The 17,695-nt window shown below is 67.1% G+C and carries 14 protein-coding genes; 10 read left to right on the top strand and 4 right to left on the bottom strand.

Going from position 1 to position 17,695, the window contains the following annotated elements:
* Positions 1-11: 11 nt before the first annotated feature.
* The 4 genes from AC3WOB_RS15635 (at position 12) to AC3WOB_RS15620 (ending at position 4,780) form a co-directional block, all read left to right on the top strand.
* On the top strand, positions 12-1,052 hold the full coding sequence (locus AC3WOB_RS15635) for a cyclase family protein (RefSeq protein WP_492275523.1): 1,041 nt from the start codon (positions 12-14) through the stop codon (positions 1,050-1,052).
* Positions 1,053-1,055: 3 nt separating this feature from the next.
* Positions 1,056-2,672, top strand: a complete 1,617-nt coding sequence (locus tag AC3WOB_RS15630) for an AMP-binding protein (protein ID WP_492275522.1) — start codon at positions 1,056-1,058, stop codon at positions 2,670-2,672.
* Positions 2,673-2,674: 2 nt separating this feature from the next.
* Positions 2,675-3,418 (top strand): GntR family transcriptional regulator, encoded by a 744-nt coding sequence (locus AC3WOB_RS15625; protein WP_492275521.1) that lies wholly within the window; start codon positions 2,675-2,677, stop codon positions 3,416-3,418.
* A 123-nt stretch (positions 3,419-3,541) separates the two neighbouring features.
* Positions 3,542-4,780, top strand: a complete 1,239-nt coding sequence (locus AC3WOB_RS15620) for an ABC transporter substrate-binding protein (RefSeq protein ID WP_492275520.1) — start codon at positions 3,542-3,544, stop codon at positions 4,778-4,780.
* A 42-nt stretch (positions 4,781-4,822) separates the two neighbouring features.
* Here the strand turns inward: AC3WOB_RS15620 and ertE are convergent, their stop codons facing one another.
* Both ertE and ertD read right to left on the bottom strand, forming a co-directional pair.
* The gene (gene ertE / locus AC3WOB_RS15615) at positions 4,823-6,085 is read right to left on the bottom strand and encodes an N-carbamyl-l-glutamate amidohydrolase ErtE (RefSeq protein ID WP_492275519.1); all 1,263 of its coding nucleotides are present in this window, start codon (positions 6,083-6,085) and stop codon (positions 4,823-4,825) included.
* Between the two features lie 11 nt (positions 6,086-6,096).
* Positions 6,097-7,452 (bottom strand): hydantoin-5-propionate amidohydrolase, encoded by a 1,356-nt coding sequence (gene ertD / locus AC3WOB_RS15610; RefSeq protein ID WP_492275518.1) that lies wholly within the window; start codon positions 7,450-7,452, stop codon positions 6,097-6,099.
* A 99-nt stretch (positions 7,453-7,551) separates the two neighbouring features.
* On the opposite strand from ertD, the gene AC3WOB_RS15605 reads away from it, so the two are divergent.
* The 6 genes from AC3WOB_RS15605 (at position 7,552) to AC3WOB_RS15580 (ending at position 15,696) form a co-directional block, all read left to right on the top strand.
* Positions 7,552-8,442 carry a LysR family transcriptional regulator gene (locus AC3WOB_RS15605; RefSeq protein WP_013393151.1) on the top strand — a complete coding sequence of 297 codons (891 nt, stop codon included), beginning with the start codon at positions 7,552-7,554 and terminating at the stop codon, positions 8,440-8,442.
* Positions 8,443-8,662: 220 nt separating this feature from the next.
* Positions 8,663-9,754 (top strand): thiohydantoin desulfurase, encoded by a 1,092-nt coding sequence (gene ertC, locus AC3WOB_RS15600; protein WP_013393150.1) that lies wholly within the window; start codon positions 8,663-8,665, stop codon positions 9,752-9,754.
* A gap of 10 nt (positions 9,755-9,764) precedes the next feature.
* The gene (gene ertB, locus AC3WOB_RS15595) at positions 9,765-11,453 is read left to right on the top strand and encodes a thiourocanate hydratase (RefSeq protein WP_492275517.1); all 1,689 of its coding nucleotides are present in this window, start codon (positions 9,765-9,767) and stop codon (positions 11,451-11,453) included.
* Positions 11,450-12,790, top strand: coding sequence for an MFS transporter (locus tag AC3WOB_RS15590; RefSeq protein ID WP_492275516.1), 1,341 nt, complete (start codon positions 11,450-11,452; stop codon positions 12,788-12,790). Before ertB ends, AC3WOB_RS15590 begins: the two co-directional genes overlap by 4 nt.
* Positions 12,783-13,874 (top strand): MBL fold metallo-hydrolase, encoded by a 1,092-nt coding sequence (locus AC3WOB_RS15585; protein ID WP_492275515.1) that lies wholly within the window; start codon positions 12,783-12,785, stop codon positions 13,872-13,874. Before AC3WOB_RS15590 ends, AC3WOB_RS15585 begins: the two co-directional genes overlap by 8 nt.
* A gap of 85 nt (positions 13,875-13,959) precedes the next feature.
* On the top strand, positions 13,960-15,696 hold the full coding sequence (locus AC3WOB_RS15580; protein ID WP_492275514.1) for an HAL/PAL/TAL family ammonia-lyase: 1,737 nt from the start codon (positions 13,960-13,962) through the stop codon (positions 15,694-15,696).
* A gap of 35 nt (positions 15,697-15,731) precedes the next feature.
* Here the strand turns inward: AC3WOB_RS15580 and AC3WOB_RS15575 are convergent, their stop codons facing one another.
* Positions 15,732-16,325 (bottom strand): 2-hydroxychromene-2-carboxylate isomerase, encoded by a 594-nt coding sequence (locus AC3WOB_RS15575; RefSeq protein WP_013393142.1) that lies wholly within the window; start codon positions 16,323-16,325, stop codon positions 15,732-15,734.
* A complete protein-coding gene (locus AC3WOB_RS15570) occupies positions 16,322-17,659 on the bottom strand; it encodes an MFS transporter (protein ID WP_013393141.1) in 1,338 nt (445 codons plus the stop codon). Before AC3WOB_RS15570 ends, AC3WOB_RS15575 begins: the two co-directional genes overlap by 4 nt.
* Positions 17,660-17,695 lie beyond the last annotated feature (36 nt).

Here is a 17,695-nt window from a genome sequence, read left to right as displayed (position 1 = left end):
GAGACAAGCAGATGAAACGCTGGACCCAACGCCCCGAAGGCTCCACCTGGGGCGACTTCGGCCCGGATGACGAAATCGGCCGCCTGAACCTGCTGACCGAGGAAAAAGTGCTGCAGGCGGTGCGGGAAGTGCGCGCGGGCAAGGTGTTCTGCCTGTCCTTGCCGCTGGACCTGCCGGGCGGCAATGTGCTGAATCCGCGCCGCCACGCGCCCGTGCTCAAGCCCACCTTCCGCGAAGGCACGCCCTACCTGAACTTCCAGATGTCCCAGGTCCAACCCGAAGCCGTGGACGTGCTGTCCGACGACCAGGTCACGCTGTCCATGCAGTACTCCACCCAATGGGACGGCCTCTGCCATGTGGGCGCAATGTTCGACATCCAGGGCGATGGCGAGGCGCGCCGCGTCTACTACAACGGCTACGCGGCCGGCGTGGACGTGTTTGGCGGCGCGGATCCAGACAACTCGGACCACGCCTGCTGCCCGCCCGGCGGCTCTTACGCGCGCAAGCTCGGCATCAGCCGCTACGCCGAGAAAGGCATGCAGGGCCGCGGCGTGCTGGTGGACCTGGCACGAGCCTTCGGCCCCGGCCGCACCGTCGTGGACCTGGCCGGCCTGCAAAACGCCATGCAGGCGCAGAACGTCACGGTCGAAAGCGGCGACATGCTGGTGCTGCGCACCGGCTTCGCCGAAGAGATCGTGGCCATGAACGGCCAGCCCGACCCGCACAAGCTGGAGCAGACCGGCGCCGTGCTGGACGGCTCCGACCCGGCGCTGCTGGAATGGATCACGCAGTCCGGCATCGCCGCGATCTGCGCCGACAACTACGCGGTCGAAACCTACCCGGCGCGCACGTCCGGCCCCGGCCACTCGATCCTGCCGCTGCACCACCATTGCCTCTTCAAGCTGGGCCTGCCGCTGGCCGAACTCTGGTATCTGAAGGACCTGGCCGACTGGCTGCACGCGCAAGGCCGCAACCGCTTCCTGCTGACCGCCCCGCCCTTGCGCATGCCCGGCGCGGTCGGATCTCCCGTGACCCCCATCGCCACGGTGTAAGCCATGAACCTGCCGTACTCGACTTTCTCCGAACACCTGGACGCGCTGGCCACCCGCCAACCGGGCGCGCCGCTGCTGATCGACCAGGACCAGCCCATCAGCGCCGCGCAACTGCGGGCACAGAGCCGCGCGCTGGCCGCCGGTCTCGCGCGCCTGGGCGTGCGCCCCGGCCAGCGCGTAGCGGTCTGGCTGCCCAATTGCGCCGCCTGGGTGCAATCCTTCCTGGCCTGCGCGCACCTGGGCGCGCTGGTGCTGGCCGTCAACACGCGCTTCCGGGCGCTGGAGCTGGCCGACATCCTGGGCCGCGGCAAGGCGGATTGGCTGGTGTTCTGGCCGGGGTTCAAGGGCATAGACTTCCAGGGCATCCTGGGCGAGGTCGCGCCGCAGCATCTGTCGCGCCTGCAAGGCGTGGTCGCGCTGGCCGACGCCGATGAAGCGCTGCCCGCCCCCCTGCATGGCAAACCGGCGCACCGCTACCAGGATCTGCTGGCCTGCGCCGAGCCCGGGCCCGCGGCCCAGCCCAATGCGGGCGTGCTGTGCTTCACCACGTCCGGCACCACCTCCCAGCCCAAGTTCGTGCTGCATGACCAGCGCACCTTGCTGCACCACGGCGCGGCCGTGGCCCGGGCCTATGGCTATGACGACCAGAGCTGCGTGCTGGCCAGCGCGCCGTTCTGCGGCGCCTTCGGTTTCGCGACCCTGGCCGGCGGCCTGGCGCAAGGCGCGCCCGTGGTCTGCGCGCCCGTGTTCGACGCGGCGCAATCCGCCGCCGCGGTGCGCCGCCACGCGGTGACGCACACCTACGCCAACAACGAGGCCCTGGTCGGCATGATGCGGGCCGCGGCCCCGGGCGACTTCGCCTCGGCGCGGCTGTTCGGCTTCGCCAGCTTCACGCCGGCGCTGGACAATATGCTCGATCTGGCCATCGAGGCGGGCGTGCCGCTGACCGGCTTGTATGGCTCCAGCGAACTGGTGGCGCTGGTCGCCGGCCAGCCGCGCGATCCGGCCGAAGGCGACCTGTCCGTGCGCCACCAGCCGGGCGGCACGCTGATCTATCCCGAAGCCCGCGTGCGCGCCCGCGATCCCGCCACGGGCGAAGTCCTGCCGCAAGGCCAGTCCGGCGAACTCGAAATCCTCTCGCCCAGCCTGATGCAAGGCTATCTGGACAATCCGGAGGCCACCCGCAACGCCTTGACCGACGACGGCTACTTCAAGACCGGCGATCTCGGCTACGCGCTGAACCCGCGCCAATTCGTGTTCCAGACCCGCATGGGCGATTCGCTGCGCCTGTCCGGCTTCCTGGTCAATCCGGTGGAAATCGAACAGGTAGTCGAAACCCTGCCTGGCGTGCGCGCCTGCCAGGTGGTGGGCGCCACCCACCAGGGCAAGACCGTACCCTACGCCTTCGTGCTGCTGCACGCGGGCGCGGCGACGGACCCGGCGGGCTGGACCGCCGCGTGCAAGGCGGCGATGGCGGGTTTCAAGGCGCCGGCGGGCTTTAGCGTGCTGGACGAATTCCCCTCGGTGGAAAGCGCCAACTCGGTCAAGATCCAGAAGCACCGGCTGCGCGAGATGGCCGATGCCATACTCGCGGCTCCGCCCCTGACGCCCTCTGCCTGAACATGCCCGACCCCAAGCTCTTCTCGCGCAGCCCCCAGCCGCTGTATTTGCAGGCGGCGGCGCTGTTTCGCAGCAATATCCAGAACCGTACCTGGCGGCCCGGCCAGCAGATCCCGCCGCTGGAATCGCTGATGGCCACCTATGGCATTTCGCGCGCCACCATCCGGCAGGCGTTCGGCCTGCTGGAAGACGATGGCCTGATCCGGCGCTCGCGCGGATCGGGCACCTTCGTCAACGCCGAACTGCCCGAAACGCCCACCCTGCTGATCCCCAAGACCTGGGCCGAAACCGTGGAGCTGAGCAACCAGCTGGGTACGGTATCGCTGGTGGAATCCAGCGCCGATTCGCCCCTGCCCGACACGCTGGGCATGCCTTGCAGCGCGGAGCGCGGCGGCAGCTTCCAATACTTGCGGCGGATACACACCACCGATGGCGATCCCTTCTGCTATAGCGAGGTCTTCCTGGACAGCGTGCTGTTCCGCAAGCACCGCGCCCGCATCCGCAAGAGCACCGTGGCGCCGGTGCTGGACCAGTTCTACGGCGCGCGCATCAGCGAAGCGCGCCAGGTGCTGAACGTGATCGAGGCCGGCCAGAAATCCGCCGAATCCCTGCAGATCCCCGTGTCCTCTCCGGTTGCGGAGTTGCGCCGCTATGCCTGCATCGACGGCCGCGTGGTGTATTTCGCGCGGCTGGAATTCCCGTTCCGCAAGGTGCGGATGGAATTCGACCTGCTCACCCACCGCTAGACCGCCTTCACCACAAGGAGCCTCCCCACCGCGACCCGCCAGCGTAAGGCCAGAACAGAGCGCCGCAGCAGATCCCCAAGCGCCAGCAGTATCCGAACAAGACCGGCATAAAGGAGACTAACCATGAAATGCCGTAGAACCCCCCGGATTTCCCTGAAGTTGCGCAGCACGCTAGCCCTGCTTTCCGCCTTCGCCGCCGCGCCCTGCGCCATGGCGCAGGCGATCTCCGATGACGTGGTCCGCCTGGGCCTGATCCTGGACATGAGCGGCGTGTATGCCGACGTCACGGGCAAAGGCAGCGCGACCGCCGCCGAAATGGCCATCGCCGACTTCGGCGGCACGGTGCTGGGCAAGAAGGTCGACCTGATGGTGGTGGATCACCAGAACAAGGCCGACATCGCCGCCGCAAAAGCACGCGAGTGGTACGACACCCAGAAGGTCGACGCCATCATGGACGTGGCGGGCTCCGCCCCCGCGCTGGCCGTGCTGGAAGTGGCCCGCGAGAAAAAGAAGATCGTGGTGTTCAGCGGACCCGGCACCGAACGCATCACCAACGACCTGTGCTCGCCCTATTCCGTGCACTACACCTACGACACCTGGTCGCTGGCCAACACCACGGCGCGCGCCACGGTCGAGCAAGGCGGCAAGAGCTGGTACTTCCTGACGGCCGACTACGCCTTCGGCCACACCTTGCAAGCCTCCGCCACCGAAGTCGTCAAGGCCAACGGCGGCACCGTGCTGGGCGCATCGCGCCACCCGCTGGGCTCCAGCGATTTCGCCTCCTACCTGCTGCAAGCCCAGGCCAGCCGGGCGCAGATCGTGGGGCTGGCCAACGCTGGCGGCGACACGGTCAACGCCATCAAGGCGGCCAGCGAATTCGGGCTGACCAAGGGCGGGCAGAAGATGGCCGGACTGCTGCTGTACATCAACGACATCCACGCCATCGGCCTGGACGCCGCTGCCGGACTGACGCTGACGGAAGCCTTCTACTGGGACATGAACGACCAGACCCGGGCCTGGTCGCAGCGCTACTACGACAAGCTGAAGAAAATGCCCAACATGAGCCAGGCCGGCACGTATTCGTCGGTGATGCACTACCTGAAGTCGGTGCAGGCAGCCGGTACCGACGAGCCCACGGCGGTGATGAAGCAGATGAAGTCCATGCCCATCAACGACTTCTTCGCCACCAACGGCCGCATCCGCGAGGATGGCCGCATGGTGCACGACATGTACCTGTTCGAGGTCAAGAAGCCATCCGAGTCCAAGCGGCCTTGGGACTACTACAAGCTGGTGGCCACCCTGCCCGGCGACCAGGCCTTCATGCCGCTGTCGCGCTCGTCCTGCCCGCTGGTGAAGAAGTAGCGGCAGCGGGTACGGCGGGCGCCTTTTAGGGCGCCCGCTCCGCTATGCCCGCAACTTCCGGTCCAGTTCCAGTACGGACTGGTACAGCACGCGGGTGCCGTCCAGCAGCTGAGAGGGCTCGATCCACTCTTCCGGGCAGTGGCTGCGGCCGTTCAGGCAGGGGATGAAGATCATGCCGATGGGGCCGGTGGGCGCCATGTACACCGCGTCGTGGCCCGCGCCGCTGGGCAGGCGCATCGAGGCATAGCCCAACTGATCGGCGGCGGCCTGCACCGCGTCCATCACCAGCGGCGTGCAGTCGGTGGGACGGGCGCGGCTCAGCTGCGTGAAGCTGGCGGTCAGGCGCAGCGCCTTGAGATCGCCTGCCACGCCGGCCATCAAGGTTTCCGGAAACGCATCCAGCACGGCATCGCTGTCGCTGCGCATTTCCAGCGTCAGTTCGACGCGCCCCGGCACCGCGTTGGCGGCGTTGGGCGTCATCGACAGGCGGCCCACGGTGGCGACCACGTAATGCGGATTGCCGCTGGCGGCGCTGGCCTGGCGGTTGGCCGCGTCGATGATGCGGGCCGCGCCCACCAGGGCGTCGCGGCGGATGTCCATGGGCGTGGTGCCGGCATGGTCGGGCTGGCCTTCCACCGTGATCTGCACGCGGCGGATGCCGACGATGTTGGTGACCACGCCGATGGGCAGGCCGCGGCTTTCCAGCACCGGGCCTTGTTCGATATGCAGTTCGACGAAGGCGGCAGTGCCGCCTGGGCCACGCAGCGGTGCGCCCAGCGCCGAGGGGTCGCCGCCGATGCGGGCAATGCCGGCCGCCAGCGTTTCGCCATCGGGGTTGCGGGCCTGCAGCATGTCGGGCGTCAACTGGCCGCAGAGAGCGCGGCTGCCGACGCAGGAAATGCCGTAGTCGCTGGGCTCTTCGGACAGGAAGTCGATGACCTCGAAGGGGTGCTCCAGTTGCACGCCTTGCTCGCGCAGGGTGTGAGCCACCTCGATACCCGCCAGCACGCCGATGATGCCGTCGAAACGGCCGCCGGCCATGACGGTGTCGCAGTGCGAGCCGGTGGCGATAGGCTTGCGCGCCGGATCGCGTCCGGCCAACGTGCCGACCAGGTTGCCGCCGGCGTCCAGGCGGGTCGAGAGGCCCGCGGCTTCGAATTCGCCGCGCAGCCAGGCGCGGGCTTCATCGAACAGCGGCGAGAACGCGCGGCGCGTCCAGGGAACGTCCGGCAGCGTGTATCGGGAGAGAGTTTCGACGCGGGCCCAGAGGCGCTCGGCGTTCAGGGGGGGAAACTGCATAGACATTGCCATGTCCCTCAAGCCTGGCGCGGGCGCAGGAAGCTGCCGTCGCCTTTCTGGTTGACGATGCGCTCTCCGTCATAGACCTGCTGGCCGCGGCACCAGGTGCCCGCGACGCGCACGGTGAACTCGCGGCCTTCGAACGAACTCCACTGCACCGCCGACAGGCTGGTCGACGGATCGAAGGCATAGCGTTCCGGCTTGAGGATGACGATGTCGGCGTCCTTGCCCACGTCCAGCGTGCCCTTGCGGTCATCCAGCAGGAAATGCTGCGCGGGATTACGGCTCAGTTGGCGCACCACCATGGACGGCGCGATGCCATGCTCTTCGCAACCCGTCCAGAAAGCAGGCAGCAGCGTCTCCAGGCCGGGGCCGCCGGACGAGTTCTTGAACACGTTCGGATTCTGCTTGCGCTCCAGGCCCCAGCTGACATGGTCCGACGACACGAAGGTGCATTCGTCGTTGGCGATATGGGTCCAGAGCAGGTCGACCTCGGCCTTGGGCCGGATCGGCGGATAGTGCTTGGTCTTCGCGCCGAAGCGGCGGGTGTGCTCTTCGTGGTTCAGCATCAGATACTGGATGCAGGTTTCAATACTGGCGCGATGACCGTTGCGGCGATACATATTGCAGATCTCGAAGCCGCGCGAGGTCGACACATGCACCGCGTGGGCGCGGGCGCCGGTTTCGGCGCCGATCTCATAGATCAGCGCCGTGGCCAGGTTTTCGATCAGCGGCGTGTGCGCGCGCATGAAGGCGTCCCAGCCCGTGTCGTCCGCTTCGATCAGGCGCGCGATGTTCTTGCGGGTCATTTCCTGCATCTGGTTATGCACGCCGCAAACCAGTCCGGAAGGCGCGATCAGGCGGAAGGCTTCATACAGGTCGTCTTCCTCGATGCGGGGAAACCGGCCCGGCGTGGCTTCGAAGGTGGAGAACTTGAACGCGCAGACCCCGCCTTCGATCAGGCCGGCCGCGGCCGCCAGGCCGTGCTGGGTGTTCAGGGTGCCGAACAGCGCCACGTCGACGTGGCAGTCGCGCTCGACTTCGGCGATCTTGGCCTCCAGCTGCGGGCGCGAAGCCACGGGTTCCGGATCGTCGTAAGGCATGTCGACCATGACCGTCACCCCGCCGGCGGCAGCGGCGCGCGACGCCCAGCCCAGCCCTTCCTGATTCAGTTGGCTGCCCGAGTGCACCTGGCCGTCAACCACGCCGGGCACGATCCACTGGCCGCGCGCATCCACGCTGTCGCGGGCTGCGGGAGGCTGACCAACGCCGCGCGCCGCGATCTTGCCGTCCCTCACCGCCAGCCAGCCGTCCATCGTCACGCCATCCGGGTCGACGATATTGCCACGCACCACCAAATCGAAATCGCTCATGACCGCTTCCATCCTGGGTTGAATGCAGGCAGTGTAGGAGCCCCCTCCCAAAACGTCTTATGCTTATATGTGCGTGAGAATTAACATCAGGTTAAGCATATGAAATTGAATCTACGGCAGATCGAGGTCTTCCGGGCCATCATGCTCAGCGGTTCCATCAGTGGCGCGTCCAAGCTGCTTTTTGTCTCGCAGCCCGCGGTCAGCCGGCTGATCTCCTATACGGAGCAACGCCTGGGCCTGATGCTGTTCCAGCGCATCAAGGGCCGGCTGTACCCCACGCCGGAAGCCCATCGGCTGTTCGTGGAGGTCACGGCGCTTTACCAGAACGTGCAGCGCGTGAACGAAGTGGCGGACAACCTGGCGGAAAACCGCGAAGGCCAGTTGCGGTTGTCCTGCAGCCCCAGCCTCGGCCAATCCCTGCTGCCGCGCGCGATCGCGCAGTTCCGGCGCCAATTCCCGGAAGTGCGCATCGTGCTGCAGACCCTGATCCCCGCGGTGATGCAGCAATCGCTGCTGACGCAGCAGGTGGAGCTGGGCGTGGCCTACATGCCGGTGGACCACCCTAGCCTGGCATGGCAGCCGCTGTACGAAAACCAGATCGTGGCGGTACTGCCCAAAGGCCATCCGCTGGCGGCGCGCGGCCGCGTCACGGTGCACGATCTGGCCGAAGAGCCTTTGATCGGCTATAGCGCGGACATCCCCTTCGGCATGTTGATCAACAAGCTGTTCGGCGGCGAGAACGAGCAACCCGAACCGCGCATCGAGGTTCAGCAAGCCCACGTCGCCTGCGCGCTGGTGCAAGCCGGCGCCGGGGTGGCGCTGGTGGACGAGATCACGGTCGCCGGGCCGATCTGGTCGGAAGTGGTGACCTTGCCCATCATCGGCACCGTGAATGCGCCGGTCAATGTGTTCCACGTCCAGCTCCAGCCGCTGTCACGGCTGGCCTTGGCCTTTATCGACGTGCTGCACAAGCTCGACCAGCGCGCCTAGCGCGGCTGCGCACCTTGCCCCGCGCCTAGGGGATATCCCTCAGGCCATGCGGCGGGCGCCCTATCGCTCCGCTATGAGCGCGCCCGGCAATTAACATGATGTTATGTACAAAGCATAAAAGGTAATGCGACATTATCAAGCTTGCTTCCTATGATCCCCCCGTCCATCCCGCACAAGCGCTGCGGGATCGTTGAAAACAGCAATCGGGAGGAATGGGGTCATGGGAAGAATCTTGACGATGCAGGACGTCGAAGCCGCGGTTCGGGGCGGCTCGGTATTCGCCTGCGGCGGCGGCGGCTGGGCCGAGCATGGGCGCGAACTGGGCTCGCTGGCCGTAACCATCGGCCGCCCTGAACTGGTCACCATGGACGAGGTGCCGGACGACGCGTGGATCGCCACCGCGGCCGCCATCGGCGCGCCGGGCGGACTCACCGACTGGCAAATGCTGGGCATCGACTACGTCAAGGCCGCGCAGCGGCTGCAGGACGCGCTCGGAGAACGGGTCTACGGACTGATCATCGGCCAGAACGGCATGTCCAGCACCTTGAACGGCTGGCTGCCTTCGGCGGTGCTGGGCACCAAGGTGGTCGACGCCGTGGGCGACATCCGCGCCCACCCCACCGGCGACATGGGTTCGCTCGGATTGGCGGGCAGCCCCGAACCGATGATCCAGTGCGCGGTGGGCGGCAACCGCGCCAGCAATTCCTATATGGAGCTGACGGTCCACGGCGCCACCGGCAAGGTCTCGCCGGTGCTGCGCAAGGCGGCTGACATGGCGGGCGGCTTCATCGCCAGCTGCCGCAACCCCATACGCGCATCCTACGTGCGCCGCCACGCCGCGCTGGGCGGCATCAGCAAGGCGCTGGCGCTGGGCGAAGCCATCATCGCGGCGCAGCCGCGCGGCGGCAGCGCGGTCATCGATGCGATCTGCAAGGCCACGCAGGGCGAGATCATCGCTTCCGGCAAGGTCGTGCGCAACACGCTGCGCTACACCGAAGAAGCCTTCGACATCGGCACCGTCGAAATCGGTGAAGGCGCCGCCAAGCGCGTCATCCATGTGATGAACGAGCACATGGCGGTGACCGACAGCCACGGAGAACGGGTCGCCTGCTACCCGGACGTGATCACCACGCTGGACAGCGATGGCAACCCGGTCAGCGCGGGCAAGCTGCGCGAGGGCCTGCAGGTCAGCGTCCTGCACGTGCGCAAGCAACACATCCCCCTCTCCTCCAGCGTGACCGACCCGTCGGTCTACCCCATCGTGGAAAAGGCGCTGGGCATGAACTTCACCGACTACGCATTGGCATCCTGAGGTAAACGGCGTGAAACGAGAATTCAATATCCCCGGCGGCAACACACTGCGCTGCAAAGGCTGGCGCCAGGAAGCGCTGCTGCGCCTGCTGGAAAACGTGCTGGCCGTGGGCGAAGACCCGGCCAACCTGGTGGTCTATGCGGCACTGGGCCGCGCCGCGCGCGACTGGCCCGCGCATGACGCCATGGTCAAAGCCCTGATGGAACTGGAGGAAGACCAGACCCTCATCGTGCAATCGGGCAAGCCCATCGGCGTGCTGCGCACGCATCCGCAAGCGCCGATCGTGATCATGGCGAACTGCAACATGGTCGGCCAGTGGGCACACGCCGAGAACTTCTACCAGATGGAACGCGACAACCTGATCTGCTGGGGCGGGCTGACGGCGGGCGACTGGCAGTACATCGGTTCGCAAGGCGTGATCCAGGGCACCTACGAGATCTTCTCGCGCATCGCCGAACGCCATTTCGACAACGATCTGCGCGGACGCTTCATCCTGACGGCGGGCATGGGCGGCATGGGCGGCGCGCAGCCGCTGGCCGGCCGCATGGCGAATGCCGCCATCCTCACGGTGGAGATCAACCCCGAGCGCATCGAAAAGCGCATCAAGGCGGGCTTCCTCGAACGGCGCGCCGACTCCCTGGACGAGGCCCTGGACCTGATCCGCCAGGCACAGGCCCGCCGCGAACCCATTTCGGTCGGCCTGCTGGGCAACGCCGCGGACGTCTACCCCGAAATCCTGGCTCGCGGCATCGTGCCCGACATCGTCACCGACCAGACCTCGGCGCACGACCTGGTCTATGGCTACATCCCCGCTGGCCATACGCTGGAACAAGTGGCGGAAATGCGCCGCAGCGATGTGTCCGGACTGATGGACGCCAGCCGCGCCTCGATCGTCCGGCATGTCACCGCCATGCTCGGGTTCCAGGACCGCGGCTCGGTTGTGTTCGACAACGGCAACCTCATCCGCACCCACGCCAAACAGGGCGGCGTCGAACGCGCCTTCGAGATCCCGGTGTTCACCGAAGCCTTCCTGCGGCCCCTGTTCGCCCGCGCCATCGGTCCATTCCGCTGGATCGCGCTGTCGAACGACGCCGACGACATCCGCAAGATCGACGACTTCCTGCTGCAACGTTTTCCGGACAACTTCATCGTGTCCAACTGGATCCGCCTGGCACGCAAGGAAGTGCCGTTCGAGGGCTTGCCCGCGCGCATCGCCTGGCTTGGGCACGGCGAGCGCACCGAGCTGGCGCTGGAAGTCAACCGGATGGTGCGCGAAGGCGTGCTCAGCGCGCCCGTGGCCTTCACGCGCGACCACCTGGACGCCGGCGCCATGGCCCATCCGAACATCATGACGGAAAACATGCGCGACGGCTCCGACGCCATCGCCGACTGGCCGTTGCTCAATGCCATGATCAATTGCTCGTCCAGCGCCGATCTGGTGGCGATCCATTCCGGCGGCGGCGGATACAGCGGCTATATGACCAGCGCCGGCGTCACGGTGGTGGCTGACGGCACCGCAGCCGCCGACCAGCGGCTGCGCCTGTCGATGACCAACGACACCGCCAGCGGCGTGCTGCGCTATGCCGACGCCGGCTACGAAGAGGCGCTGGACGAAGTGCGGAAGAAAGGCATCGCCCGCATCGACACCGCACGACAAGGGCATGAAAGCCCTGGACGTAATCTCAGGGGAAAGCAATGAAAGACATCACGATCAATCCAGGAGCCGGCGCTCCACCCGGCCGTCCGGCACATCAGGCTGCGGCGCATGAGCGCAGCGGCCGCAAGGCGGTGATTGCGGCATCGGCGGGCAATGCCCTCGAATGGTACGACTTCACCGTCTATGCCTTGTTCGCCGTCTATATCGGGCAGAACTTTTTCCATAACGCCGACCCCACCGTGCAATTGATGGCCTCGTTCCTGGCCTTCGGCCTGGGCTTCGTGGTGCGGCCGCTGGGCGCGCTGGTGCTGGGATCCTATGGCGACCGCGCCGGGCGCAAGGCGGCGCTGACCCTGACCATCATGCTGATGGCCGTGGGCACGCTGCTGATCGCGGCGGCGCCGCCTTATGCCGCGATCGGCGTGGGCGCCCCCCTGCTGATCGTCTGCGGCCGCGTGCTGCAGGGTTTCTCCGCCGGCGGCGAGGTCGGCGGCGCCACCGCTTTCCTGGTCGAGCATGCGCCGGAAGGCAAGCGCGGCCAGTACGCCTCCTGGCTGCAGGCCAGCATGGGGATTTCCAACCTGTTGGGCGCGCTGGTGGCGACCTTGGTCACTACTCTGCTGACCGAACAGCAGGTGGGCGAATGGGGCTGGCGCGTGCCGTTCATCATCGGCCTCGCAATCGCCCCGGTGGGCCTGTGGATGCGCCGGGCGCTGGACGAAACGCCGCATTTCCGCGAGGAACAGGCGCGCCAGGCGCGCCAGGGCGACCACGTCAAGGCGCCGCTGCTGGCGGTCATTCGGGATTATCCGAAAGAACTGCTGACCGGCCTGTGCATGTCGGTGCTGTGGGCCGTCGGCCCCTATGCGCTCATCATTTTCATGCCCATCTATGTGCAGAAATCGCTGGGCTTCACCAGTTCCCAGGCCTTCCTGGCCGCGCTGGTGGGCAATCTGTTCCTGATCGGCGGCTGCGTGTTCTCCGGCACCCTGTCGGACCGCTACGGCCGCCGCACCGTGCTGCGCGCGGCGGCGCTGATCCTGCTGATCGCCGTCTACCCGCTGATGATGTGGCTGAAGGCAACGCATACCCAGGGCGCGCTCATCGTGGTGCAGTCGCTGTTCTGCCTGATGGTGGCCATGTACGTGGGCGTCGCCCCCGCGGCGCTGTCGGAAGTGTTTCCCACCAGCGTGCGCTCTTCGGGCATGTCCCTGTCGTACAACACGGCGGTCACCATCCTGGGCGGATTCGCGCCGGCGATTCTTACCTGGATCACCTACACCACCGGGGTGGCGTTCGCGCCCGCGCTGTACGTGATGGGCGCCTGCGTGGTCGCGCTGGTGGCGCTGACGCTGCTGCCGCAGGGCCGCCATGTTTGACGCGCGCAAGACATTGATCGCAGCCGCGGCGCTGGCCCTGGCCGGCCTCTGCTCCGCGCCGCTCGCGGCCGAACCGCCTGGCGCGGCCGAGCTGGTGCTGCTGGGCGTGGCCGGCGGCCCGACCTGGTACGGAGACGACTCGCCGCACGGAATTTCCTCGGCGGTGCTGGTGGATGGCAAAGCCTACGTCGTAGACCTGGGCTCGGGCGCCTATCGCCAGTTGCGCCGCGCCGGCGTCAAGCCCGGCACGGAACAGGCCGTGTTCCTGACGCACCTGCATACCGATCACATCATCGATCTGGCCAACTTGCTGATGTATGACCCGAGCGCCCGGCGCCGCGCCAAGGCATCGATGCAGATTTACGGACCCGGCCGGCGCGGCGCGCTGCCGCCGCTGGCGCCAGGCATGAAGGACGACCCCGTGATCCACGCGGAGAATCCTTCCGCGGGTACGCGCGACCTGGTCGAATCGGTCATCGCCGGCATGTCGGCCGATCTGAACATACGGGTGCGTAGCGAAGGCGTGCCGGATATCCGGCAGTTCTTCCAGGCTCACGACATCGAGGTTCCAACCGGCGTGGTCAAGGATCCCAACACCGAACCGGCCCCGCCGATGGAGCCGTTCCCGGTCTGGCAGGACGAACGCGTCAAGGTCAGCGCCATCCTGGTGCCGCACGGACTGGTGTATCCCAACTTCGCCTACCGTTTCGACACCAAGGCAGGCTCCGTGGTGTTCTCCGGCGATACGGCGGTCAGCGAAAACCTGATCAAGCTGGCACGCGGCGCGGACATCCTGGTGCATGAGGCGATCGACCCCGCCTGGGTCGACCACATCGTCGGCGCCAAGCCCTGGGACGCGCGCCAGCAGGCGCTGGCCAAGCAACTGCTGGAGGCCCACACCACGCCGCAGCAGGTGGGCGAGGTAGCCACCCGCGCCGGCGTCAAGACGCTGGTGCTGTCGCACCTGGTGCCGGGCGACGCCCCCGCGGAGCATTGGCTGCAGGCGCGGCAGACCTTCCAGGGACCAGTAGTGCTCGGGCAGGACCTGCTGCGCCTGCCGCTCGCCCCCCAGCGCCAACCCTGACCCGCAACCGCGCTTTTCCTCCGCGGACCGCCAGGCGGTCCGCGGAGCCGCCGCATCCGTTACTTCCGTCAAGCCAGGAGTTGCAATGCTCATGCAGAACTCGCCGTTCTCCCCTGCCCGTCCACACAGTCCCACCATCCGCCTGGCCATAAGCGCCGTCGCGCTGCTCGGCGCAATGTTCGCCCCTCTGGCCGCCATCGCCGCCTGCACCCCTGTCAAGCTGGACGGGCGTACGCTCAGTCTGGCGCAGATCGAATCCGTGGCCAGGCAGGGCTGCGGCGTAGCGCTGGCCGACGAGGCGATGCAGCGGGCAGAACGTTCCTATGGGTTGCTGCTGGCCTATGCGCAGCTGGATCGTCCCGTGTACGGACTGAACCGGGGCGTCGGGCTGAACAAGGACCAGACCATTTTCAAGGGCGGAGAGATTTCGCCCGAAGTCCGCAAATTGTCGGAGCAGTTCAACCGCAACCTGCTGCGTTCGCACAGCGCCGCCTATGGCAGCGAAGCGCCTCAGGAGGTCACCCGGGCAGCGATGCTCATCCGGCTGAACACGGCGTTGTCCGGCGGCGCCGGATTGCAGCCGGCGGTGCTGCGCCAGTACGCCGAATTCCTCAACCGCGGCATCACCCCGGTGATGTTCGGCGAAGGCTCGGTCGGGCAGGCCGACATCACCATTCTGCCGCAGATCGGGCTGGCGATGATGGGTGAAGGCCAGGCCTACTACCGCGGCCAGCGCCTGCCTGCGGCGCAGGCATTGCGCCAGGCGGAGCTCGAGCCGGTGCAGCCTTTCGGCAAGGACGCCCTGGCCATCGTCAGCTCCAACGCCTATGGCGCCGCCATCGCATCGCTGGCGGCGCTGGACGCAGCCAGGCTGCTATCCCAGGCCGATGCGGTCGCTGCGCTGTCGCTCGAAGGCCTGGACGGCAACCTCGCGCCGCTGCTGTCCGTGTCGCAAACCCAGCGCCCCTACGACGGCCAGGTAAGCACGGCCGAACACATACTTGCGCTGTTGCGCGGCAGCTCCCTGTGGCAGCGAGACCCGCAGCGGGCGCTGCAAGACCCGCTGAGCTTTCGCACGGTGAGCCAGGTCCATGGCGCGGCGCGGGACATGCTGCAGCTGCTGCAGCGGCAGCTGCAACTGCAAATCAACAGTTCCGACGACAACCCCACCGTGGCGCTGGATGCCAGGCCCGCCGAGCATGCCCAGCCCTACGAATTGCAGTTCTACGTCACGGAAGGCCCGGTCCGCGGCGCCGTGATGCCCAACGCCGGATTCGACCCCAGCGCCTGGGCGCTGCCCTTGCAGGGCATAGGAGTCGCCCTGTCCCAGGTGGCCCAGTTGTCGGCGCAGCGCACGCTTCGGTTGACCGATACCGCATTCACGGGGCTCCCGCGGTTTCTCAGTCCGGGCAATGGCGCGATCGGATATGGCCCGATCCAAAAGACCGTGTCGTCGCTCGCGGCGGAGATACGGGTACTGGCGCCGCCGATGACGACCGACGTGCAACCCCAGGCTGGCAATATCGAAGACGTGGGAACCAACGCGCCAGCCACGGGCCGCAGGGTAGCCGGCCAGATCGACCGGCTGACCACCCTGCTGGCGGTAGAACTGATGCACGCCGCACAGGCCGTGGATTTGCGCGTGGCCAAACGCCCCGACTTCGCGCTCGGGGCAGGCACCGGCGCGCTGCGGCGTGACTTCCGGCAGCAGGTTCCCTATATGGCGGAAGATCGCCGCAATGATGCAGACATCGTCACCGCAACCGATTTCCTGGTCCGGTCCCGCCAGCAGCAGCCGGCGGGTGCAGGGACGGCGCCCTGATCCAGGCCCATGCCGCGCGGGCCGGCCGCACTCCCCTAGGCGGCCACGGCCTCTTCCAGCATCTCCAGCCGGTCCTGGCCCCAGAACAGCTCGCCCCGGTACACGTAGGCGGGCGAGCCGAACACCCCTGCCGCGACCGCGTCGTCAGTGTTGCGGCGGTAGATGGCCTCAATACCGGGTTCGGCCGCCGCGGCCAGCAGCGCCGCGGCATCCAGCCCCTGGCGCTCCAGGAGGGCGCGCAAGGTGGCTTCATCCGAGATGTCCTGTTCGTCGCACCACTCGGCTTTCAGGATGGCTTTGTACAGCGCCGCCACCGGCAGGCCGGCCTGGTCCGCCGCGATGACAAGACGCGAAGCCAGGCCGGCATCCGGACACATATATGCCGGCTGCGCGTTGACGTGGATATCCAGCTTGCGGCACCAGCGCGCCAACTCCGTCACCCGGTAGGCCTGGCGCTCGGGTGAGCGCAGGCCCAGCAGGATGCCGCCGGTGCGGCCGTAGACCTCGGGCAGGTCCACCGGCAGGTAGCGGATCCTGGCCTGCTGGCGCGCGGCCAGCGCCTCCAGCCTGTCGGCGCCCAGGTAGGCCCAGTCGGAGTTCATCCAGAAGTAATAGTCGATGGTCTTCATGGCGTCCTCAAGTCGGCGCGAGCAGGCACCCGCAGGGCGGCCACCGCAGGAGCCTCGCTGCGCATCAGCCAGGCGCTGAACAAGGCGATCACCCCCAGGATGCTCAGGTACCACACCACATACCGGGGATCGCCCCCGCCCTTGGCCAGCAGCCAGGTCGCCACGATCGGCGCCAAGCCGCCGCCGATGGCGCCGGATACCTGTACCGCGAGCGAAATGCCGGTGTAGCGCACCTCGGCCGGGAACTGGCTGGAGAACAAGGTGCCTTCCGGCCCATACAGGCAAGCGTAGACCAGGCCGACCGCCAGGCATACCGCCAGGATGATCCACGAGGTGTCGCGGGTGCCCAGCAAATGGAAGAAGACCGGCGCGCAAGCCAGGATGCCCAGAGTCCCGACCATGAACACCCACTTATGGCCGATCTTGTCGCCCAGCATGCCGAACAGCGGCATGGTGAACAGCGCGACCGCCGCGCCCCAGATCGTGGCGTCCAGCATCACCGAGCGCGCAATGCCCAGGGTGCCCGTGGCGTAGGCCAGCGAAAAGGTCACCACGGTGTAAAACCAGGTCACTTCCGCCAGCCTGGCGCCCACCACCACCAGCAGGGCGCGGCGATGGTGCTTCAGTACCTCGGCCACCGGCACCTCGACCTTGGCGCCCTTCTCTTTCATCTGCTCGAAGTCGGGCGATTCGGCCACCTTGACCCGGATGAACCAACCTACCAGCAGCAGTATCACGCTGGCCAGGAACGGCAGCCGCCAACCCCAGGCCAGCATGTCGGCTTCGGGCAAGCTGGCGACCGCGCCCATCGCCAGCGACGACAGGATCAGACCCGGCGCGACCCCGGCCTGCGGCAGGCTGCCAAAGAATCCCTTCTTGCCGTCCGGCGCATGTTCCACCGCCATCAGCACCGCTCCGCCCCATTCGCCGCCCACCGCAATGCCTTGCAGGAAGCGCATCAGCACCAGCAGCACCGCGGCCCAGTAGCCGATCTGTTCATACGACGGAATCAACCCGATCAGGATGGTGGGCACGCCCATCAGCAGCAAGGTGATCAGCAGCATGGATTTGCGGCCGATCTTGTCGCCGTAATGGCCGAAGATCACGCCGCCCAAGGGCCGCGCGAAAAAGCCCACGGAATAGGTGGCGAACGCGGCCAGCGTGCCGGTCAGCGGGTCGAAGGAAGGAAAGAAGATCTTGTTGAAGATCAGCGCGGCAGCGGTGCCGTACAGGAAAAAGTCGTACCACTCGATGGTGGTGCCCATCATGCTGGCCAGTCCGGCCGTCACGTAATCGCGGCGCGAGCGCGCAGCCGCAGGCTTGGTCGTCATCATCATGACTCCCCAAAAAAAGTTCTGGAAGAATGTGGC

Source organism: Achromobacter sp. FW305-C-30-7 (genome assembly GCF_058783105.1).
This window is presented reverse-complemented; position numbering and strand designations above follow the sequence as displayed.